Raw genomic sequence first — 20,285 nt, 5'->3', positions numbered from 1 at the left:
TTAAGGATATCGTGCAGTCAAGAAACTATTGATAGTAGTAGTTTCAGAAACACAGTATGCGGGAATTATATTATGCTTTTTTGCGTACCGGTGAAGTGTACCAGTAGGCCATACCGACAAACAGGGCGCCACCGATGATATTACCAAGTGTGACCGGAATCATATTGTGGAACCAGCCAGCCAGCGAAATCGCATCCGGGTGGTTTGGCAACAGCCACGCCAGGGAAAGGAGGGTCATATTGGCTACGCTGTGCTCATAACCGCTTGCGATAAAGGCATACAGACACCACCAGATGAGAACCAGTTTGGCGATATCTTCTTTGGAGCGAGCAGACATCCAGATGGCCAGACATACGAGCCAGTTACAGAGAATGCCGCGGAAGAAAAGTTCTGTAACTGGAGCACTCATTTTTTTGGCAGAAACGACGAACAGAAGATGCTCCGGGGTGGCTGCTTTGAACAGCCCGCTACCTACAATCAGCAGGCTGAGCAGGACGGCGCCGATCAGGTTGCCGAGAAACACAAGTCCCCAGTTTTTCAGCGTATCATTCACTGTGGTTCGCCCGGCGAGTGTACTCATCGTAAAAAACATGTTGTTACCTGTGAAAAGTTCTGACCCGGCAAAGATTACAAGCGTCAGGGCGAGCCCGAAGGACATGCCCATCAGCATCGTTTGCAATGGTGAGTGTGCTGCAAGCAGCGGAGCCCCGATACTAAAAATCAGGATAATGCCAAGCCCTACATATGCGCCTGCCATTAAGGCGGCGACCATGTAACGTGGTAAACTTGCATTCATCTGATCTCTCTTTTTAACAGCAGCTTCAATAATTCCTTCAACACTTGGTGTATACATCATGGTTTCCCCCATTAGTCAACATCAATCGAATCTCCATTGTTACGGCAGAGCAGAGTTTAGACAGCAATCCAGACCTGGTCGTTCTCCACCTTGACCGGGTACATCTGCACTTGACCGTTATCAGGTGCCTGTACCTGACCTGTCGTCAAATCAATTTTCCAATCATACAGCGGATCATAAAGATAGTGCCCGGATACAATGCCTTCAGCCAGCGGCCCACCCTTAGGGTGGGGGTTATGGTTGTCAGCAGCAAAGATGGTGCCATCCGAAGCACGGAATACCGCGAGCTGAAGATCGTCGATCTCTACAACTCTGCCGATGCGTGGCAGAAATTCATCTATACCTCCAGCCGGGAAATACGTGCCTGTTTGTTTGGTCGTCATCATCAACCACTCCTTTAAACTCATTTTTTCTCTACTTAATCCGGTAAATATGAAGTCTGATTTGGTTTATGGGCGAGCCGTAACTTCAATGCTATGGAACATTTTGCTTTGGCCTTCTTCATCACGAATCGCTTTTTGCCATGGTTCTTCCACCTGTGCAAGGGCGAACTCGATCCGTCCCATCAGCGCTTTACGTTCCTCAATGTTATCCACAACAACCGAGCGGATGTGCTCCAGACCCATGCGTTCTACCCATTCCGAAGTACGCTCCAGATAGTTACCTGTCTCGCGGTAATACTGCATGATGGCTCCGCACAATTCGATCAGTTCATCATCGGTTTTCACTTTACACAGCGAGTCAGCGAGTCTTGCTTTGATTCCGCCGTTACCACCGATGAAGATTTCCCAGCCGCCATCATTGCCGACGATACCGATATCCTTCGTGCATGCTTCTGCACAGTTTCGAGGACAGCCGTTCACGGCATATTTGAATTTGGCTGGCAGATCGAGACGTTCAAATTTACGTTCGATTCTCGCACCCATGGCCATCGAATCCTGAGTACCGAAGCGGCAGAATTGGGAGCCAACGCACGTTTTAACGGTACGAAGCGATTTCGCGTAGGCGTAACCCGAAGGCATATCCAGTTCAGCCCACACTTTAGTCAAATCTTCTTTTTTGACACCGATGAGATCCAGACGTTGACCGCCCGTCACTTTAACCGCTTTGATATCATATTTGACTGAGACGTCAGCGATCTTTTTCAGATCGGCTGGTGTCGTTACCCCGCCGTACATCCGAGGTACAACGGTATATGTTCCGTCTTTTTGAATGTTTGCGTTCATACGTTCGTTAACAAAACGGGATTCTTTTTCATCCTCATGTGTGTCCGGATAGATCATGCCCAGATAGTAGTTGATGGCCGGACGACATTTCGAGCAGCCCTCAGGCTGGCTCCAGCCAAGTACGTTCATGACTTCCTTGCTTGTTTGCAAGCCTTTTTCCCGGATTTCAGCTACAATTTCATCTCGCCCGAGAGTTGTGCAGCTACAGATTCCCTGTTTGCCACCGGCAGTGAAATGATCTCCAAGCACGTATTGTAAAATCTGTTCGACCACCGGTTTACATCCTCCACAAGAGCGGGTTGCACCCGTGCAGGCTTTAATCTCGTCAACTGTAGTCAGACCTTGATTGGTAATGACATCTACGATAGCACCTTTGGTTACGCCGTTACATCCACAAACGATTTCATCTTCCGGCATCGTTTCAACTGACGTCGTTTTTTTGTGACCGCCGCAGCCTGTACCCATAAGTGAACTGTACAATTCATCTGTCATTTCAGTCTGGTTCTTGATCAGTTTCTGCAGCTCAGCGGAATCCGTAATGTCACCAAAGAGTACAGCGCCTACCATTTTGTTGTCTCGAAGCAGGATTTTTTTGTAAGTACGTTTCCAGTCATCTTTCTGTGAAATCACGGTATGTTCAGGGCTGTCAATGAATTCGCCAGTAGAGAAGACGTCTACACCCGAAATTTTCAATTTCGTAGATACAACCGAGCCTTCATACGGAGCAGTCTCCACGCCGCAAATATGTTTGGCAAGAATCATGCCTTGCTCAAAGAGAGGAGCCACAAGTCCGTAACATACCCCGCGATGTTCGTTACATTCCCCGACAGAGTAGACATCTTTCAGGGAGGTCTGCATGTAGTCATCCACGATGATCCCTCGATTGACTTCCAAACCGCTCTCGCGGGCCACAGATGTATTCGGTTTAATACCAACTGCCATCACTACAAAATCCACAGCCAGCACAGAATCGTCCGCAAAACGAATGCCTTCAACCCGGTCTCCGCCTAGCAGTTCGGAGGTTTGTGCTCCCATTTTGAATTTAATTCCCTGACGTTCCAGTTCCGCTTTCAACATCGCAGAAGCCTGTGGATCGAGTTGGCGCTCCATCAGATCATCCATCAAATGCACAACGGTAACATCCATGCCGAGTTGGACAAGTCCTTTAGCAGCCTCCAAACCCAGCAGTCCGCCCCCGATGACAGCTGCTTTTTTGTATGCTTTTGCTGCTTCCAGCATGATATTGCAATCGGCGATATCACGGAACCCAACGACACCTTGCTTGTCATGTCCGGGTACAGGGAGGATAAAAGAACTTGAACCTGTTGCGATAATAACTTTGTCATACGGAGTACGGTGACCATCTTCTGTTACAACTTCACGAGTCTCCGCATCAATGCGGGCAACGGTTGTGCCTGTGTGAAGCGTGATTCCATAGTCCTTGTACCAGTGAAGATCGTTAAGGACAATGTCATCCAGCGTTTTACTGCCTTCCAGGACATAGGACAACATAATACGATTGTAGTTGGGATAAGGTTCTGTACCAAAAACCGTAATATCAAAACGCGAAGTTAATTTTAGAATTTGCTCTACCGTGCTGATTCCGGCCATCCCGTTACCAATGACAACTAGTCTTTCTTTATTTCCGTTCATGTGAATGCCTCCTTGGGTAAACCTGTGCATTTACCAACATTTTTAATGGCTTATATTTGAATTATACAACGACTAACTCGAACTAAATGTGATTAATTTCACTAATTACGATAGATCATTCATATTAAAATAAGTGTGATGAGCATCACGAATGAAAAATATTTTTCGGAAATAAGAAATACGAACTATTGTTCTTGTTTTTCTTTCGAGGTATGATCAGATTGGGGTCGGTTACGTTCCCTATTTTCTCGAAAGGACGTTTTTGCATCATGATGGGAAGATCCCACCTTATTATCGGGACAGGCGTTTCGCTTTCAGTGTTGCAGCTCCTTGGAATGCAGGTTGCTGCACCGGCTGTAACAGTCGCACTAATAGGCTCGTTGCTGCCAGATATTGATGAGCCTAATTCATTGCTGGTATCGAAAGCATTGCCGAGCAGTTTGATTCGACTGCTGCAGACCATTCTTTTGCCTGCGGCTGTGTTTGTGTATTTTTACGTTCCGGCCAAACCGTGGAATCTGCTGCTTGCTGTATTCATTGGGCTTGTGTCGTTCCTGCCTTCGCGATCACTTCGTAAAGTATTAATGTTTGCCATTGGACTGGGCTTGGTCTTCTATGGTCATGCTTTTGCTCCGTGGAATTTGATTGCAGGTAGCCTGCTTATGTTGTGCACGACACTTACACACAGGGGATTAACGCATACCTTGTACGGAACAGCTGTTTGGACGGGTTTACTGTACAGTACAACGCAGCAACAAGGCCCAGAAATTTGGGTCGCTGGAGGTTCCGCTTATGCTCTTCATCTGCTTGCCGATTCCTTGACTAATCGAGGGATTCGTCCATTGCCGCCATTAAAGCTGCGTATTCGTGCAAATCTGATGAGTACGGGAACTAAACATGGAGCAGTTGTAGAAAATGTCTGCGTGATCCTGACACTGATTTTGGCTTGGTTTGCATTCTCGCCTTTATTTCTGTAGGACAACCACAAACGCCAGCCCATTTTTATGGACTGGCGTTCTAAAAATCAAGAGCGTAACTTGAATGGTCGCGCTAAGCCGCCATTGCCTCAGAATCGCTGTTGTTTGGTTACATATCAAGAAACAAGTAATTTAGACTTTCGTAGGTGTACCGCTAAGTGTATCGATATCTGTAGAACCAAATGCTAACAAAACAATAAGAATAAGTACAATTAGCATTTCGGCAAAACCGACTCCATCAAACTCAGACATCACAGCCACCTCTTTTCATGCTTGGCATTTAGGAATTTATACGTTGCTGAAAAGCCTGAATTACATCGTTTAGAGTCATATCTCGGCCCGTTTCATCCAAAAATTGGACTAGTTTATCTGAATTAGAAGGTTCAACCTTTTGGAGTGTTTTATACTGGCCCACTAATTCTACAACTAATGTGGCTTCTCTAAACAGCGTGACTGCATCCACTCTTAATTTCCCGCTAACCAATAATGCGGCAACAATCAGTTCAAGTTTTTTTCCTTTTAAATTGCCACTCAGAAGGGTGTTTGCGGCATTAGTTTTTCTGGAACCTTTATTTGATTTTCCGTTCCTTCCCATTGCCATACAAAGGTCCCCCGCTGTTTGATGTGTTGGTTCTTCATCTTTAGTTAACTAACCTTCCAGTATCCTATCTTATGTATCTCGTGCTCAACATGTTCAAACGATCCATTTATTTATTTGATCGATAGAAAAAGAGATACCCCGAAAAAGGATATCTCTATGGTTTGAAGCTTTATACCGTTGACTTATGCTTAAATCAAGCGTTATTAATAATGGTTTCCATCGTTGAACGATCGAGACCTTTCACGAGCTTCACAATTAATTCTTTAGCCGCATCGTAATCATCCGTATGAATAATGGAAGATGAGGTGTGAATATATCGGCCGCAGATGCCAATTACGGTAGAAGGTACACCAATACCACTCAAGTGAACCTGACCTGCGTCCGTACCGCCCGGCGAGATGAAGTATTGCGTCTTGATCTTATTGGAAGCAGCAGTATCCTTAACATACTCCACCATTCCACGATGCGTGAACATTCCTGGGTCAAAGATGCGAAGCAATGCACCTTGACCGATATGACCAAAGGATTGTTTGTCACCCGTCATGTCATTAGCCGCACTACAGTCCAGAGCAAAGAAAATGTCTGGTTGAATAAGGTTGGCTGCTGTACGTGCTCCGCGCAGTCCCAATTCCTCCTGAACCGTTGCACCGGAATAGAGGATATTCGGTAACTTCTCTTTATGCAGTTCTTCCACCAGTTCAAGAGCCAGACCGACACCATAACGGTTATCCCAGGCTTTGGCCATAATTTTCTTAGGGTTTGCCATCGGTGTGAATTCACAGATCGGTACGATCTGCATTCCGGGATGAATTCCCCATGATTCTGCTTCCGCACGATCATCTGCGCCAATGTCCAGATACATTGAATTCAAGTCTACCGGCTTGCTTCGCTGGGATTCATCCAGCAAGTGTGTAGGCGTAGAGCCGACAACACCTGTAATCCGGCGCTCAGGAGTAATAATCTGAAGACGCTGCGAAAGCACAGCTTGACTCCACCATCCACCAAGTGGACGGAATTTGATCATACCCGTTTCCGTAATGCCTGTTGTCATAAAGCCGACTTCGTCAAAATGTCCGGCGACCATGACTTTCGGGCCGGATTCATCCCCGCGAAGAACACCAAAGAGACTACCCAAGCGATCTTGTACAAATTCATCGGTATATGCGGACAGTTGCTCCTTCATCCAGCCGCGCAGTTCACGTTCGAAGCCGGAGGCGGAAGGGAATTCCGTTAATGTGCGAAACATGTCCAACGTTTTTTCATTCATGTGTTAACAACTCCTCTGTTGATATGTATATCAGGTCACAGTAAAACGGTTGCTGGCCTGGTGTCCTTTTTTTCGTACAAAGGACTCGTTATTAACCACTGGTCACATTATAGTATGAACCTTGCACAAGTGAATGTCTATGTTTATGTTACGTTTTTAAGGCATGATTTTGCGTGGTTAGTCTAGATTTTCCGTTTTTCTGTCCGCTGTTGTCTCAATCTTGAAGCCGCCTTCATGAATATGATTATAAAAGGGAGCCATATTCTTCTGTAATCAGGCTGTCCTGTTAAACGACGTTCAAGCGTAGGAAGGAGCCGGGATACAAGATGAAGCCTCCTGAAGAAGGCAATGAGAAGGTGTTGTTCATTGTACTCTTTATTTTGCTCGTCATCATTCTTCTTTATTTATAGAACAAACAGGTTGTGAACTACAATCAAGCGGCGTGATCTATATAACTTCCCCATCTCTTTCTCTTTGGAAACATATGCTGTTTCTCGCCGGATACATAACCTTCCCGATAATAACAAACAATGTATAGAAGTGCTCCACAATCGCCATTCAGCTATAACTGCAAACCATTCACATAAAGGAGGTCCTGTACTTGCCAGAACAATCTGCAACCGGAAAGAAGAAAACCTCATCGCTATCGATGGATGAAAAGGAATATAAAAAAGTCGCCAAAAAACATGAACCTTCACGTCCAATTTTTAAAAATTGTATCAAAGCTTTTCTGGTGGGGGGAACCGTCTGTTTGATTGGACAAGCCATCCAGGAAGCGTTTATGGCTGGGTTGGACATGACATCCAAAGAGGCCGCAAGTCCCACGGTGGCCGTCATGATTCTGATTTCAGTTATTCTGACATGTCTCGGTGTATACGACAAAATTGCGCAGTGGGCGGGAGCGGGTACGGGGGTCCCTGTCACAGGATTTGCCAATTCCATGTGCTCGGCTGCTTTGGAGCATCGTGCTGAAGGCCTGGTGCTCGGTGTTGGAGCAAATATGTTCAAGCTTGCCGGTTCCGTCATTGTTTTTGGGGTCGTGGCGGCTTTTATCATTGGGATCGTGTATGCCTTTTTGGGCTTTGGAGGTGGACATCTATGAAAAGGCTGGGCCGCCAGACTTGGGAGTATGAACATCAGCCGCGAATTATAGGCAGAGCTACCGTTGTAGGCCCAGATGAAGGTAAGGGGCCGTTATCTTCTGATTTTGATTACGTTTATGATAACCTGGAGATCGGTGAGAAAACATGGGAAAAAGCAGAGCGTAAACTGCTGGAACAGGCATCCCAGCTCGCATTGGTGAACGCCAATATTACCAAGGAAGAACTGCATTATTTTGTCGGCGGGGATCTGATGAACCAAATTATCAGCAGTTCGTTTTCGGCAAGGAAATTGGGCGCACCCTATCTTGGTGTATTCGGAGCCTGCTCAACCTCAATGGAAACGTTAGCTCTAGCGTCCATGATTGTCGATTCTGGTGCCGGCGATTATGTGCTCGCTGGAACGGTGAGTCATAACTGTACGGTTGAAAAACAGTTTCGATATCCGACGGAATATGGTTCCCAGAAGCCGCCATATGCACAGTACACCGTCACGGGTTCCGGTTGTGGTGTCATTTCCCGTACAGGACAAGGCCCGTATGTAGCGAAAGCCACGATTGGCCGGATTATGGATCTCGGCATCAAGGATCCTTTTAATATGGGTGCAGCGATGGCACCGGCTGCGGCAGATACGATTATTTCTCATTTCAGAGATACCGGACTGGAGCCAGGATATTATGATCTCATCGTTACAGGTGATCTGGCTTCGGTCGGTCTGCCTATAACGAAGGAACTTTTGCATAAGGAAGGTATTCCGATGGAGCAGACCGTTTTTAACGATTGCGGGCTCATGATCTATGATCGGGAGAGTCAGCCTCAAGTCGTTGCTGGAGGAAGCGGCTGCGGATGTTCTGCTACAGTTACTTATGGTCACATCCTGAACCGGATGCAAAAAGGTAATCTGAAGCGTGTGCTTGTGGTTGCAACAGGAGCGCTCTTGTCTCCACTCTCATATCAGCAGGGTGAAAGTATTCCTTGTATTGCACATGCTGTCGCAATTGAACAGGAGGGTTAAAAGAGATGCAATTTCTATGGGCTTTTATCGTAGGTGGTCTGATCTGTGTGATCGGACAGCTGTTGATGGATGGTGCGAAGTTAACACCCGCGCATACGATGAGTACGCTGGTGGTGGCTGGTGCTGTAGCTGATGCCTTTGGTTTGTATGACCCTCTGGTGAAATTCGCTGGTGCAGGGGCATCCATTCCCATTACAAGCTTTGGAAATTCTTTGGTGCACGGAGCTTTAACCGAACTGGAAAAAGAGGGTTGGATAGGCGTAATCACCGGTATTTTCGATCTCACGGCGGCAGGGATATCGTCGGCGATTATCTTTTCTTTTCTCGCGGCACTGGTTGTCAGGCCAAAAGGTTAAATTTTTAAATATATGCTGTGATAAGCAAGGGCTTCGGATCTATGTGATCCGCGGCCTTTTTTTTGTCGTATCTATGCGTTAAATGCGGTGAATCTGACGACTGGAAACAAATTGTGAGTTCCTTCGAGTGTACTCGTGACGTTGGATCATGTACAATAAAAGGAAATCTGTATGCTTTTTTAGGAGGTTAGACCACATGCCTGTGCGCAAAGAGTCGATCCAAATCATCTCTGCAGTTCGTTCCAATCTGGAATCCTGCATTATGGGGAAGTCCTTTGAAATTCAACTTTTACTCACAGCTTTGCTAGCAGGTGGACACGTTCTGATTGAAGACGTACCGGGAACGGGCAAAACACAGCTGATCAAAGCACTATCAAAATCCATGCGCGGGGAATACCGGCGTATTCAATGTAATCCTGATATCCTGCCAAGTGATATTACAGGAGTTTCTGTTTTCCATCCGAAGGATGAGCGTTTTTATTTCCGACCGGGTCCGGTCATGACCAATATTTTGCTCGCAGACGAGATTAACCGTGCAACGACCAAAACGCAATCCGCATTGCTGGAAGTTATGGAAGAGCGCAGTGTAACCGTGGACGGTGACACGTATGATCTCCCGCATCCGTTTATGCTCTGTGCTACACAGAATCCGATTGACTTTGAGGGGACCTATACGTTACCCGAAGCGCAGCTTGACCGTTTTATGTTGAAAATCAGCCTTGGTTATCCCGACAAGGATATTGAAAAAATGTTGCTGAAGCAGCATCAATCGGGCCAACCGGTAGATCGGCTTGAATCTGTGACTCACATGGATCAGATCTCGGCTATCCAGCAAGAGATTAAAGAAGTGTTCATTGGAGACCCTGTGATGGATTATCTGCTGGATGTTGTTCGCCACACGCGCACTCACCCGTCTGTTTTATTGGGTGCTAGCCCAAGGGCTGCAATTTCCTTCATGATGGCCGTGAAAGCTTTTGCCTTCCTGCAAGAGAGAGACTACGTGCTGCCGGATGATGTGAAAACGATGGCTCCGTATGTTATTTCTCATCGTATTGTGCTTCGTCCCGAATCCAGATTGGACAGCATGAGCTCAGAGGCCGTTCTGAACGCTGTATTACAGCAGGTTCGTGTGCCTGTATCGATGGGGCAATAGTTGATGAGACCGCTTTTGACTACAGTCAATCGAGGCCTGCGCCACCCTCGCGTATGGGGCATCGCCGTGGTGTGGATGTGCTGTCTGGCGTACGTTTTATTTCAAGGAGGAAAGACCTCACTTATGCTTTTGTCCATGGTAACGCTGCTTTGCCTGTATCTTGCGATTGCCGGATTCAGCGGTGTGAAACGGGCTCAGGGCGTACGGAGGCTCTCTTCCGGACAGGATCATGAAGAAATGCTTCATGCCGGTGATCAGGTGCGGGTGAAGCTGAACTTGACCATTCCGGGATTTCTTCCGCTTCCTTATGTGGTCGTGCGTGAGATGTTACATCGACATAATGGGGAATCGTGGTCATTTAAGGAAAGCCTGATCCCGAGTATGCGGGGAACGGGTGAACTGTCCTTTCAAACTCCACCGCTTGAGCGGGGAAAATATGTTTTTTCGGATACGGAATGTGCTAGCGAGGATATTTTTGGATTGATCGAACATCGCGGAACATTCAAGGCCAGTGGTGAATTTCGTGTTTTACCTCGTACGGTATTTATTCCTTATTGGCAGCTGTATGATCGCAAGTCACGCTTGTCAGGGCCACAGACGGCCTTGACACGTTCACGCAGGGAAACAACCCAGATCAACGGCGTGCGTGACTACGTTTATGGGGACCGTCTTTCTCGCATTCACTGGAATGCTACAGCAAAAACAGGCAACTGGAAATCTAAAGAATTTGAACATGAGTCTGTGCCTAAAACCATTCTGGTTCTGGATGCGCTCGCCGGAAGTTATCCGCACGGTGAAGCATTCGAACTGGCCGTTTCTACTACAGCTTCTCTGCTAGACTATGGCAGCAGGGAACGCATGGGGATGGGATTGTTAACCTTGGCTGATAAGTCATCCTTCATGCCTCCAAGTGAAAGTCTGATTGAACGGCAGAAGATGATGCATCATCTCGTGGATATCCAGGATAACGGAAAGGATGCTACCTTGTTACCTGGAGTTGAGAAATTAGCCCGTCAGTTTCCGCAGGGAGCCTATTTTGTTGTCATCTCTCCACAAAAAGATGAAAAGATTCTCGAGTTGCTTCGCTGGGCAGATACACGTGGCATGACCCCATGTCACATTCTGATTGATTCAACGGAATCTCGCCAAAGTAAGGAATGGAATGCCATGCTGCGTGGCAGGGGCACAAGATCATTCAGTGTTGCTCACCTGCAGGAACTTCCAACGGTTATGGGGGGAGGTTCGGTATGAATGCCATAAGAAATGAAAGTTTGGGATTGAAAAGATCCTGGTATCATGCGGCATCCTTGCTCTGGATATTTCTCATTGCGTTGCAATGGATATCGTTCACCCAGGAGTCATGGTATACCGAGACGACTTCGCTGGTGCTGTGGACTCTGGCAGCTGTTAGTATTTTGGAGGTCATTCTTCCCTTTAAAATGCTGTATCGAACGATAACCAAGGCCGTTGTTCTCTTATATATTTTGCACAAAACGTTGATTGATTACATGGTTTACATCCCTTACGGGACGTTAACAGAGCGTATGGAGCAATTTATCTTGCACATGCCTCCGTACATCTGGTTTACCTTGTGTGCATGGGTGATGTTAGAAGCTGCGCTTCGCCTTGTAAACTCAACCCGCCGCATCCTTGTGTTCCTGGGAATTAATATCATATCTCTAGGCATTCTGGATTCCTTTACTCAAATTCCACTCTGGGTTGAGATTGCCTGGGTGATGTTTGCAGGTATGGGTTGGCTCGTATGTCAGCACTTCCGTAATTATCAGCTTCAGTATCCGCAGGGCTGGAAACGAATGATTCGGTATCCTTATAAAATACTGGCGAATATTGCTATCATTTTCTCATTAATTATTGTTGCCAGTGTGAACATGCCGGAAATTCCGCCAACCTTGACCGATCCTTACACCGCTTGGCGAAATTACACGGGAACATCTTCAAGTCAATCCGGGAACGGAGTACTGGATATCCCTACAGCAACGGAGTCAGGATACAGCCGTGAGGATAGTCAGCTTGGCGGTGGGTTTAACTTTGATTACACGCCAGTCATGTCCATTACGACCAGTGATCGAAGTTACTGGCGGGGTGAAACGCGTTCTGAATATACAGGCACGGGCTGGGATGAGCCTGGACGTGCTTCAATGGAGAATGTGTCAGCCAGTCAAACGCTGGAAAATGAAGAGGCTGGTAAAGTAAATACGAAAAAAGTCACACAGAAAGTAACGATGTTGAATGACACGGTATATCCCATTTTATTTGGTGCATACTCCATATCACAAGTGAGCTCTGTGAATGGTGAAGAAAGAGCGGATCGTATGCTTTGGAATACAGAGCGGGCGGAGTTGCACGTGGTCACATCGCGTCAGCAGCCGCAGTATCCCAAAAACTATACGGTTGTATCCGAAGTGCCGATTATCGTAGAAGATGAGCTTCGTACCAAATCAGCAGATACTCTGTATACAAGCAATCCGGCAGACGACAAGTATTTGCAATTGCCTTCCCGATTCCCTGAAAGGGTAAAGGATCTCGCGGCCGAGGTTACAGCGTCCGCAAAAACACCGTATGAAAAAGTAGCATTACTGCAAGACTATTTACAACAAAACTTCAACTACACCAACAATCCGGATCTGTCCCGGAAAGTGAGCAATGATTTTGTTGAAGGGTTCTTGTTTGATATTCGTGAAGGGTATTGTGATTACTTTTCCACCGCGCTTGTGATGATGGCAAGGGCGGAAGGCATCCCAGCCCGATGGGTAAAGGGTTATGCACCCGGACAGATGTCGCTGAACTCGGACATGCAGGCTCCACGGCAGCCAGGTGCACCCATTGAAACGACTTACACCGTCACGAATGCAGATGCACATTCGTGGGCAGAAGTGTATTTTGGCGAGTACGGATGGATTCCGGTTGAAGCAACACCGGGATTTGATATGCCGTTACTGACCGAAGCACCAGAAGTTCAGCCGGCGGATCAGCCAGAAGATCAACCAGAGGAAGAACCGGTTCAAGAAGAAGAGCAAGCACCTGCTCCTGAGCAGACTACAGCTGCGATTCCAACTTTTGTGATCTGGATTGCAGTTGCTGTTATCGTACTGTGGGTTGCTTATATGTTCTGGCGCAACCGCCTTTCACTGCGATTTTTGCTGCTTCGACTGCGGACAGGCAGACCGCTGACACCTGAACAGAAGGTGCTGGCTGAGACAGAACGCTGGATTCGTTATGCAAGAAGACGAGGTCTGACGCGCAGTGGGGACGAAACGCTTCGTGAGTCCGTAACCCGCTGGAGTCAGCTAATCCCATCTGCTCAAGGCACATTGGAAGAGTTGCTTATGAAATTTGAACAGACCCGCTACAGTCCGGCAACCGTAACCGCCGATGATTGGAAAGTTGTCTATCAGGCAGCTTTGAAGTTGCGGAAAGAACTGAAAGCGGAACGGGCATAGGTAATGCCCGTCCCGTTTTTCCTTTTTTTAACGTGATAAAGGGTGTTTTCATTTTCAGGAAAGACAGATTTGTGATATAGTGTGTCGTATGAAACTGAGGTGACTTCTTTGTTTAAAATGTTAATGCCCAAGCTGCGTGTAGACACGGTTTTTGATATTGATTTGGAAGAACTGTACGCTCAAGGGTATCGTGGAATCATAACTGACCTGGATAATACGCTTGTTGGAGCCAAAGCACCTGATGCTACACCAGAATTGATCGAATGGTTCGCGCGTGTAAAAGAGGTGGGATTCAAGCTGATGATTGTGTCCAATAACAATCTGAATCGGGTTTCCCTGTTTGCGACTCCGCTGGATATCCAGTTTGTGCATAGTGCACGCAAACCATCGAATGTACCGTTTCGTAAAGCAATGAAAATGATGGAGCTTACTCCCGAAAAAACGATTGTTGTAGGGGATCAGATGCTTACCGATGTTTATGGAGGGAACAGGCTTGGACTCTATACCGTTCTGGTGCTGCCGATTTCCATCGGGGATGAGGGCTTTATGACCCGCTTTAATCGGAGAGTGGAACGGATTGCTCTATCGAATTTGCGTAAGAAAGGCTTATGGCTTGAGGAGGAAAAGAAGAAATGACAGAACCGCATAACGGCAATATTGCCGTAAGATGCAGTGGATGCGGCGTGAATTTACAAACGGAAAATCCTGATTTGCCCGGATATCTTCCAGAAAAAGCACTTGACCGTGAGCCGGTCATCTGCCAGCGCTGTTTCCGTATCAAAAATTATAATGAGTCATCATCTGTTACGGTGGATCAGGACGAGTTTCTGGCTCTGCTCAGCAAAATCGGGGATAAGGATGCGCTTGTCATTCATATCGTTGATTTGTTTGATTTTGATGGCAGTATTATCTCCGGATTGCAACGCTTTGTTGGCAACAATCCGGTACTGCTTGCTGTGAACAAAACGGACTTGCTTCCTAAAGTTACTAACTGGAACAAAGTTCGGAACTGGGTGCAAAAGCAAGCCAAGGAACAGGGCCTGCGGACAGTAGATGTTGTGCTCTGCAGTGCGAAGCAAAACCAAGGGTTTGACCGTCTGCTTGAGCTCGTAGGCACGTACCGTGGAGATCGGGATGTGTACGTTGTCGGTGGAACCAATGTCGGTAAATCGACACTGATTAACCGTTTGATTCGAGACTACAGCGATCTGGAACAAGAATTGACGACCTCTCGTTATCCGGGAACGACACTGGATATGGTGAACATTCCCCTGGACGACGGAAAATATATTATTGACACGCCGGGAATTGTGTATCCATGGCGCTTCAGCGAAATTGTATCGCGCCAGGATCTTGCAGCGATCATGCCGGAGAAACCGCTTAAACCTGCTGTATATCAATTGAATTCCGGTCAGACTCTGTTCTTTGGGGGAATGGCTCGGTTTGATTTTATTGAAGGGGATCGCCAATCGTTTACTTGTTTCATCAGCACTGCTTTGAACATCCACCGGACGAAACTGGAGCGGGCAGATGATTTATACCGTGATCACTTGGGTGAGTTGCTGGCTCCGCCAACACGTGAGTACGCGGCCGAGATGCCGGAATGGACGAGACATGAATTCCGAATCAAGCGTGGAAGTCAGTCGGATGTATTCATCTCTGGTCTGGGCTGGATCAAGGTTAACGGAGATAACGGTGCCCTGGTGGCTGTCCATGTTCCAAAAGGCATTCGGGTACAGATTCGTCCTTCCCTGATCTAATTTGGGTACAATCTTTACATTCGAACAACGGATCAGATCGGAGGCGTATCGATGTCAGCAGAAAATAAGTTCAAATCTTCACTTCCTGTACTGCTGGGTGTAATGGGGGACCCGATTGCTCATTCCAAATCCCCGGCCATGCATAATGCTGCTTTGCAAGCAACCGGTGTGCACGGAATGTACATGCCGCTGCATGTGCACCCTGATCAGCTTGAAGCTGCTATTCGTGGCATTGTTGCTTTGGGCTATCGTGGTGTTAATGTCACGATTCCACATAAGGAGCAGGTGATGCAATACCTCGATGTGATTGATGACAGTGCTCGCTTAATTGGAGCAGTAAATACGATCGTGAACGAAAATGGCAAGCTGACAGGGTACAATACCGACGGAATTGGATATGTGCGCTCGTTGAAAGAAGAGGCTGTTCCTCAGCTTGCAGGGAAACGGATTGCTGTTCTTGGTGCAGGCGGCGCGGCAAGAGGTGTGATCTATGCGCTTGCACTCGAAAAGCCTGAACAGATCAGCATTCTGAACCGCACGGCTGACAGAGCACTAGCTCTTGCTGCGGATTTGCGAGGTCATGGTCTGGGAGACATCTCCGGCAACGGGATGCAGGATGCTCAAACTGTACTCGCAACGGCAGATATCGTTATCAATACGACAGCAGCGGGCATGCACCCACATGTGGATGATGTGCCAGTTGATCCTGCATGGATCCGGGAAGGGGCAGCTGTCAGCGATCTGATATACAACCCGCTAGAGACACGTCTGCTTCGTGAGTCCCGTTTGCGCGGATGCACCGTGCATGGCGGACTAGGGATGTTTGTTTATCAAGGAGCGGTCGCATTTGAACACTGGCTTGGCATCCCTGCCCCTGTCGACACGATGCGACGTGCAGTACTGGATAGTTTTGAAAAATAATAATTGAACGGCCAGGCCCTGAATCAGCCTCGTGCTATGTGCAGAGCCTGCTCAACATAAGGAGTATGAAGTATTCATGTTAACTGGTAAACAAAAGCGCTTTTTGCGGTCACAAGCACATCATCTGACCCCTGTGTTTCAAATTGGTAAAGGGGGCACGAATGAGCATTTGTTCCGTCACATCGAAGAGGCAATTGAGAAGCGCGAACTGATGAAAGTTCAAGTGCTAAACAATAACCTTGATGATAAAAATGAAATTGCTGCAGAAATAGCTCGCGAAACAGGCAGTGAACTTGTGCAAGTGATTGGTAGCACCATTATCTTGTACAAAGAATCACGCGACAATAAACAAATCGAACTTCCAAGATAAGGAGCGTGGCGCGGGTGAAGATCGGCATCATGGGCGGTACGTTTGATCCGATCCACATGGGGCATCTGCTGGCAGCGGAAGCGGCAAGGGATTCGCATGCACTGGATGAAATCTGGTTTATGCCGTCCCATGTCCCGCCTCACAAACCCAGTGCAGGTGCGACGGGGAAACAACGTCTGGAAATGACCGAGGCGGCTGTGAAGCAAGCTCCTCAGTATGAAGTACTAGGCATCGAAATGGAACTTGGCGGCGTATCCTATACAATTGACACTATGCGTGAATTATGGAGCCGCTTCCCTGAGCATGAATTTTATTTTATCATTGGGGCGGATATGGTGAACTACCTTCCCAAATGGGAAGAGATTGAAGAGCTGGCGTCCAAAATGACCTTCATCGGTGTTGGACGTCCGGGCTTCCAGCTACATCTGGACGATTTACCGGATGCATTGCAGGGACGGGTTCTGCTGGCCGAGATGCCGCTTGTTGATATTTCATCCACAGCTATTCGCAGACGACTTGCGAGTGGACATTCGGTGCGGTTTATGATCCCCGATGCAGTTCATCAATATATTGTAAGGAGCGGTTTATATGGCACTAAGCCGTGAGGGGTTAATCGAGGCTGTCTCTGCACAGATGCCGGCCAAGCGCTGGAAACATACGCAGGGTGTTATGGAATCAGCCGTTGTCTTAGCTGAAAAGTATGGTGCTGATCCGGCAAAAGCGGATATAGCGGCGATTTTACATGACGTGGCCAAATATTGGCCGGTAGCTGAGATGGAAGCAGTTATTCGTGATAACGGATTAAATATAGAACTTTTACATCATGATAAACAGCTTTGGCATTCGGAAGTGGGTGCCTTTGTAGCTGAACGGGATTATGGTGTGTCCGATTCCGAAATTATTAACGCCATTCGGTGGCATACTTCTGGTAGGGTAGGGATGAGTCTGCTGGACAAAGTGGTATGCCTTGCCGATTATATTGAGCCGGGACGTGATTTCCCGGGAGTAGAGTACATTCGCGAGCAGGCACAGCGCAGTCTGGAGGAAGGTCTGATAGCAGGGTTTGATTCGACGATCAGCCTATTGCTCTCCCAGCGCCGTGTCATCTACCCGCTTACGGTGCTCTCACGTAATGACTTGATTGCACAATTATAGATTATGGAGGTTGGTTCATGACAGTATCATCGAAAGAACTTATGAATATGGTGGTTGCCGCCGCTGACGATAAAAAGGCATCAAACATCGTGGCGCTTGACCTGAACAATATTTCACTGGTCGCTGATTATTTTGTGATCTGCCACGGTAACTCGGATACACAGGTACAGGCGATTGCTACAGAGATTCGCAAACAGGCGCATACAGCTGGTGTAACCATTAAAGGTATAGAAGGTATGGACTCTGCACGCTGGGTGCTGATGGATCTTGGTGACGTCGTGGTTCACGTATTCCACCGCGATGAGCGTGAGTATTACAATATCGAGCGTCTCTGGTCTGACGCCAAAGTGGTGGAAACGGTATGAGTTTGATCGCAGGAACAGTCGTCTCACTGCCGGTTTCACGTGAAGTGTCACCGTTTGGCTACTTTTTGACGACAGGATCGGAAGATGTATTGCTTCACTATACCGAGCTGACTCGGGATATCAAGATCGGTGAAACGCTGGAGGTTTTTGTATTCTTTGATACAGAAGACCGCCTTGCTGTTACAATGAAAAAACCTTACCTCACACTTGGTGAAATGGCTAAACTGGTCGTAGCTGATGTGCATCCGCGCCTCGGCTGCTTCCTGGAAATGGGTCTTGGTCGCCAGTTGTTGCTTCCAATCCGTGAGTTGCCTGAACTTGAAGAACTGCGTCCCCAAGTTGGGGATGAAGTATTCGTAATCATGGAGCATGACAAGCAAGGACGTCTGCGTGCCAAATTGGCCGGAGAACGTGAACTTGCTCCGCTTGCCTTCCACGCTCCGACAACATGGGTGAATGAGTGGGTTGAAGCTTTGGTGTACAAGCCACTTCAGATGGGTACGTTTGTCCTCGTAGATGGCGGTGTGCTTGGTTTTGGAGCGATTGGCATGATCCATTCCTCGGAGCGCAGCCATATGTTGCGTTTGGGTGAAAAGGTGAAGTGCCGGGTTACGCTGGTGCGTGAAGACGGCCGTGTAAACCTGGCGATGACGCAGCGTAAAGAAGTCGGACGTAACGAAGACGCAGACAAGTTGCTCGCATTTATGAAAGAGCGCCCTATGGGCGGCATGCCGTATTCCGATGCGACACCTCCGGATATTATCAAACAACGTTTTGGCATCAGTAAATCTGCGTTCAAACGTGCTCTCGGTAAGCTGATGAAAGATGGATTGGTGGTACAGAAGGAAAACTGGACATACCTGTCCGAATCTGTGCCAAAACCACAGCAGGAAGAGTAGACACAGGCGAGGCGCAGCCGAGTACAGGTTGAAATATTGCATGTTTCATTGAGCCGATACTTTATGCAGCGGTTTAAGTAAGGCAGGGCCAGGCTGGGTAAACACCGGAAGCCCTGCTTTTTGTTTGAGTTTTGATCCAATCCGACGAGGAAAATGATATTGAAAGTGCGGTGCCGACATGTCTTACCGGAAATTTGCCTACGTTTACGATGAATTAATGGAAGATATGCCTTATCCGGACTGGATAAGGTTTGCAAGAACTGCCTGGGAACAGCATGGCATGCCCAAAAGTGTGGCCGAGCTTGGCTGTGGAACGGGATCAATTACGATTCCGCTGGTGAACTCTGGCTTTGAAGTGACGGGTATTGACCTCTCCGCAGATATGTTATCTGTTGCACGTAGCAAAATGGAAGCGACACCGAAGGGGCACCGTTTGTACCGGGAAGGCAGTGTACGCTGGATACAGCAGGATATGCGTGATTGGAGAGTGCCTGAACCTGTAGACTCGGTCATTTCGTTCTGCGATTGTGTGAACTATTTGCTGGAATCAGAAGATGTCATTCGAACATTCGAGCGGACGTATGAAATGCTGAAGCCGGGAGGTACATTTCTGTTTGATGTACACCATCCCAATACATTGATTCGGTATGACGAGGAACAGCCTTTTGTATTAGATGAACGCTCGGTCTCATATATCTGGACGTGTGATTTCGATCAGGAGCGGTGTGAGATTGAGCATCATCTGAGCATTTTTTCTAGATTGGATGATGGCAACAGGGATACGTATCAGCGATTTGAGGAGATTCATATGCAACGGGCTTATGATCCAGAATGGATGAAGCTTGAATTAAGCAAAGCGGGCTTCCGTGATGTGAAGGTATATGCAGACTTTGAGTGGAAAGAAGCTGAAGATCACGCGCAGCGTTTGTTCTACGTAGCTGTAAAATGAATGCTTAATGAGATATAAATAGCGATGCTTAACTAATTTAAATTAATTCGGATAAGAAACTGTCCTTGTGCAACGCGTAAGTATGTTGCTAGAGGCAGTTTTTTTTGAACAGATATGATAAAAAGTATTGCCGCTTGGAGCAAAGAGAGACATAATGAATGGAAAAAGGAAAACGTTTTCTAAACGAGCGAACCACATTCC

21 protein-coding genes are annotated in these 20,285 nt (G+C 47.3%); 16 read left to right on the top strand and 5 right to left on the bottom strand.

Going from position 1 to position 20,285, the window contains the following annotated elements; genetic code table 11:
- Positions 1 to 70: 70 nt before the first annotated feature.
- The 3 genes from EC604_RS02740 to nirB form a co-directional block, all read right to left on the bottom strand.
- On the bottom strand, positions 71 to 853 hold the full coding sequence (locus tag EC604_RS02740) for a formate/nitrite transporter family protein (RefSeq protein WP_123062628.1): 783 nt from the start codon (positions 851 to 853) through the stop codon (positions 71 to 73).
- A 59-nt stretch (positions 854 to 912) separates the two neighbouring features.
- The gene (gene nirD / locus EC604_RS02735; RefSeq protein ID WP_123062627.1) at positions 913 to 1,239 is read right to left on the bottom strand and encodes a nitrite reductase small subunit NirD; all 327 of its coding nucleotides are present in this window, start codon (positions 1,237 to 1,239) and stop codon (positions 913 to 915) included.
- A gap of 66 nt (positions 1,240 to 1,305) precedes the next feature.
- Entirely contained in the window at positions 1,306 to 3,735 is a 2,430-nt protein-coding gene (nirB, locus tag EC604_RS02730; protein WP_123062626.1) for a nitrite reductase large subunit NirB, read from the bottom strand.
- A gap of 269 nt (positions 3,736 to 4,004) precedes the next feature.
- On the opposite strand from nirB, the gene EC604_RS02725 reads away from it, so the two are divergent.
- A complete protein-coding gene (locus EC604_RS02725; protein WP_123062625.1) occupies positions 4,005 to 4,712 on the top strand; it encodes a metal-dependent hydrolase in 708 nt (235 codons plus the stop codon).
- 280 nt (positions 4,713 to 4,992) lie between these two features.
- Here the strand turns inward: EC604_RS02725 and EC604_RS02720 are convergent, their stop codons facing one another.
- Together EC604_RS02720 and EC604_RS02715 are read right to left on the bottom strand one after the other, a co-directional pair.
- Entirely contained in the window at positions 4,993 to 5,313 is a 321-nt protein-coding gene (locus tag EC604_RS02720) for a hypothetical protein (protein ID WP_123062624.1), read from the bottom strand.
- Between the two features lie 193 nt (positions 5,314 to 5,506).
- On the bottom strand, positions 5,507 to 6,580 hold the full coding sequence (locus tag EC604_RS02715) for a M42 family metallopeptidase (RefSeq protein WP_123062623.1): 1,074 nt from the start codon (positions 6,578 to 6,580) through the stop codon (positions 5,507 to 5,509).
- 649 nt (positions 6,581 to 7,229) lie between these two features.
- Between EC604_RS02715 and spoVAC the strand changes: the two genes are divergently transcribed.
- From spoVAC to EC604_RS02640, 15 genes are all read left to right on the top strand, one after another.
- Positions 7,230 to 7,682, top strand: a complete 453-nt coding sequence (gene spoVAC / locus EC604_RS02710) for a stage V sporulation protein AC (protein ID WP_123062868.1) — start codon at positions 7,230 to 7,232, stop codon at positions 7,680 to 7,682.
- On the top strand, positions 7,679 to 8,695 hold the full coding sequence (gene spoVAD, locus EC604_RS02705) for a stage V sporulation protein AD (protein ID WP_123062622.1): 1,017 nt from the start codon (positions 7,679 to 7,681) through the stop codon (positions 8,693 to 8,695). The genes spoVAC and spoVAD overlap by 4 nt, the downstream gene beginning before the upstream one ends.
- Positions 8,696 to 8,700: 5 nt before the next feature.
- Positions 8,701 to 9,051, top strand: coding sequence for a stage V sporulation protein AE (spoVAE, locus tag EC604_RS02700; protein WP_123062621.1), 351 nt, complete (start codon positions 8,701 to 8,703; stop codon positions 9,049 to 9,051).
- Positions 9,052 to 9,247: 196 nt separating this feature from the next.
- Positions 9,248 to 10,204, top strand: a complete 957-nt coding sequence (locus tag EC604_RS02695) for an AAA family ATPase (protein WP_123062620.1) — start codon at positions 9,248 to 9,250, stop codon at positions 10,202 to 10,204.
- A 3-nt stretch (positions 10,205 to 10,207) separates the two neighbouring features.
- Entirely contained in the window at positions 10,208 to 11,455 is a 1,248-nt protein-coding gene (locus tag EC604_RS02690; RefSeq protein WP_123062619.1) for a DUF58 domain-containing protein, read from the top strand.
- Positions 11,452 to 13,665 (top strand): transglutaminaseTgpA domain-containing protein, encoded by a 2,214-nt coding sequence (locus EC604_RS02685; RefSeq protein WP_123062618.1) that lies wholly within the window; start codon positions 11,452 to 11,454, stop codon positions 13,663 to 13,665. Before EC604_RS02690 ends, EC604_RS02685 begins: the two co-directional genes overlap by 4 nt.
- A gap of 108 nt (positions 13,666 to 13,773) precedes the next feature.
- Positions 13,774 to 14,301 (top strand): YqeG family HAD IIIA-type phosphatase, encoded by a 528-nt coding sequence (locus EC604_RS02680; RefSeq protein ID WP_123062617.1) that lies wholly within the window; start codon positions 13,774 to 13,776, stop codon positions 14,299 to 14,301.
- Positions 14,298 to 15,425 (top strand): ribosome biogenesis GTPase YqeH, encoded by a 1,128-nt coding sequence (yqeH, locus tag EC604_RS02675; protein ID WP_123062616.1) that lies wholly within the window; start codon positions 14,298 to 14,300, stop codon positions 15,423 to 15,425. The genes EC604_RS02680 and yqeH overlap by 4 nt, the downstream gene beginning before the upstream one ends.
- Positions 15,426 to 15,476: 51 nt before the next feature.
- Entirely contained in the window at positions 15,477 to 16,346 is an 870-nt protein-coding gene (aroE, locus tag EC604_RS02670) for a shikimate dehydrogenase (protein WP_123062615.1), read from the top strand.
- A 76-nt stretch (positions 16,347 to 16,422) separates the two neighbouring features.
- Positions 16,423 to 16,716, top strand: a complete 294-nt coding sequence (gene yhbY / locus EC604_RS02665; RefSeq protein ID WP_123062614.1) for a ribosome assembly RNA-binding protein YhbY — start codon at positions 16,423 to 16,425, stop codon at positions 16,714 to 16,716.
- Between the two features lie 14 nt (positions 16,717 to 16,730).
- Positions 16,731 to 17,321 (top strand): nicotinate-nucleotide adenylyltransferase, encoded by a 591-nt coding sequence (locus EC604_RS02660; RefSeq protein ID WP_123062613.1) that lies wholly within the window; start codon positions 16,731 to 16,733, stop codon positions 17,319 to 17,321.
- Positions 17,305 to 17,871 (top strand): bis(5'-nucleosyl)-tetraphosphatase (symmetrical) YqeK, encoded by a 567-nt coding sequence (yqeK, locus tag EC604_RS02655; RefSeq protein ID WP_123062612.1) that lies wholly within the window; start codon positions 17,305 to 17,307, stop codon positions 17,869 to 17,871. The genes EC604_RS02660 and yqeK overlap by 17 nt, the downstream gene beginning before the upstream one ends.
- Before the next feature lie 17 nt (positions 17,872 to 17,888).
- On the top strand, positions 17,889 to 18,236 hold the full coding sequence (gene rsfS / locus EC604_RS02650) for a ribosome silencing factor (protein ID WP_123062611.1): 348 nt from the start codon (positions 17,889 to 17,891) through the stop codon (positions 18,234 to 18,236).
- Positions 18,233 to 19,135 carry a CvfB family protein gene (locus EC604_RS02645; protein ID WP_123062610.1) on the top strand — a complete coding sequence of 301 codons (903 nt, stop codon included), beginning with the start codon at positions 18,233 to 18,235 and terminating at the stop codon, positions 19,133 to 19,135. The genes rsfS and EC604_RS02645 overlap by 4 nt, the downstream gene beginning before the upstream one ends.
- A 178-nt stretch (positions 19,136 to 19,313) precedes the next feature.
- Complete coding sequence (locus EC604_RS02640) at positions 19,314 to 20,084, top strand: class I SAM-dependent DNA methyltransferase (protein ID WP_123062609.1); 771 nt, start codon at positions 19,314 to 19,316, stop codon at positions 20,082 to 20,084.
- Positions 20,085 to 20,285: the final 201 nt, after the last annotated feature.

It is taken from the genome of Paenibacillus amylolyticus, assembly GCF_003719335.1.
GTDB lineage: Bacteria > Bacillota > Bacilli > Paenibacillales > Paenibacillaceae > Paenibacillus > Paenibacillus amylolyticus_D.
Note: the sequence above shows the minus strand (reverse complement) of the source record. Positions and strands in the feature narration are given on the sequence as shown.

Excerpts from the sequence above, each read along its gene's own strand:
- EC604_RS02740 (WP_123062628.1), bottom strand. The coding sequence starts at position 853 with ATGTATACACCAAGTGTTGAAGGAATTATTGAAGCTGCTGTTAAAAAG.
- nirD (WP_123062627.1), bottom strand. The coding sequence starts at position 1,239 with ATGACGACCAAACAAACAGGCACGTATTTCCCGGCTGGAGGTATAGAT.
- nirB (WP_123062626.1), bottom strand. The coding sequence starts at position 3,735 with ATGAACGGAAATAAAGAAAGACTAGTTGTCATTGGTAACGGGATGGCC.
- EC604_RS02725 (WP_123062625.1), top strand. The coding sequence starts at position 4,005 with ATGATGGGAAGATCCCACCTTATTATCGGGACAGGCGTTTCGCTTTCA.
- EC604_RS02720 (WP_123062624.1), bottom strand. The coding sequence starts at position 5,313 with ATGGCAATGGGAAGGAACGGAAAATCAAATAAAGGTTCCAGAAAAACT.
- EC604_RS02715 (WP_123062623.1), bottom strand. The coding sequence starts at position 6,580 with ATGAATGAAAAAACGTTGGACATGTTTCGCACATTAACGGAATTCCCT.
- spoVAC (WP_123062868.1), top strand. The coding sequence starts at position 7,230 with ATGGATGAAAAGGAATATAAAAAAGTCGCCAAAAAACATGAACCTTCA.
- spoVAD (WP_123062622.1), top strand. The coding sequence starts at position 7,679 with ATGAAAAGGCTGGGCCGCCAGACTTGGGAGTATGAACATCAGCCGCGA.
- spoVAE (WP_123062621.1), top strand. The coding sequence starts at position 8,701 with ATGCAATTTCTATGGGCTTTTATCGTAGGTGGTCTGATCTGTGTGATC.
- EC604_RS02695 (WP_123062620.1), top strand. The coding sequence starts at position 9,248 with ATGCCTGTGCGCAAAGAGTCGATCCAAATCATCTCTGCAGTTCGTTCC.
- EC604_RS02690 (WP_123062619.1), top strand. The coding sequence starts at position 10,208 with ATGAGACCGCTTTTGACTACAGTCAATCGAGGCCTGCGCCACCCTCGC.
- EC604_RS02685 (WP_123062618.1), top strand. The coding sequence starts at position 11,452 with ATGAATGCCATAAGAAATGAAAGTTTGGGATTGAAAAGATCCTGGTAT.
- yqeH (WP_123062616.1), top strand. The coding sequence starts at position 14,298 with ATGACAGAACCGCATAACGGCAATATTGCCGTAAGATGCAGTGGATGC.
- aroE (WP_123062615.1), top strand. The coding sequence starts at position 15,477 with ATGTCAGCAGAAAATAAGTTCAAATCTTCACTTCCTGTACTGCTGGGT.
- yhbY (WP_123062614.1), top strand. The coding sequence starts at position 16,423 with ATGTTAACTGGTAAACAAAAGCGCTTTTTGCGGTCACAAGCACATCAT.
- yqeK (WP_123062612.1), top strand. The coding sequence starts at position 17,305 with ATGGCACTAAGCCGTGAGGGGTTAATCGAGGCTGTCTCTGCACAGATG.
- rsfS (WP_123062611.1), top strand. The coding sequence starts at position 17,889 with ATGACAGTATCATCGAAAGAACTTATGAATATGGTGGTTGCCGCCGCT.
- EC604_RS02645 (WP_123062610.1), top strand. The coding sequence starts at position 18,233 with ATGAGTTTGATCGCAGGAACAGTCGTCTCACTGCCGGTTTCACGTGAA.
- EC604_RS02640 (WP_123062609.1), top strand. The coding sequence starts at position 19,314 with ATGTCTTACCGGAAATTTGCCTACGTTTACGATGAATTAATGGAAGAT.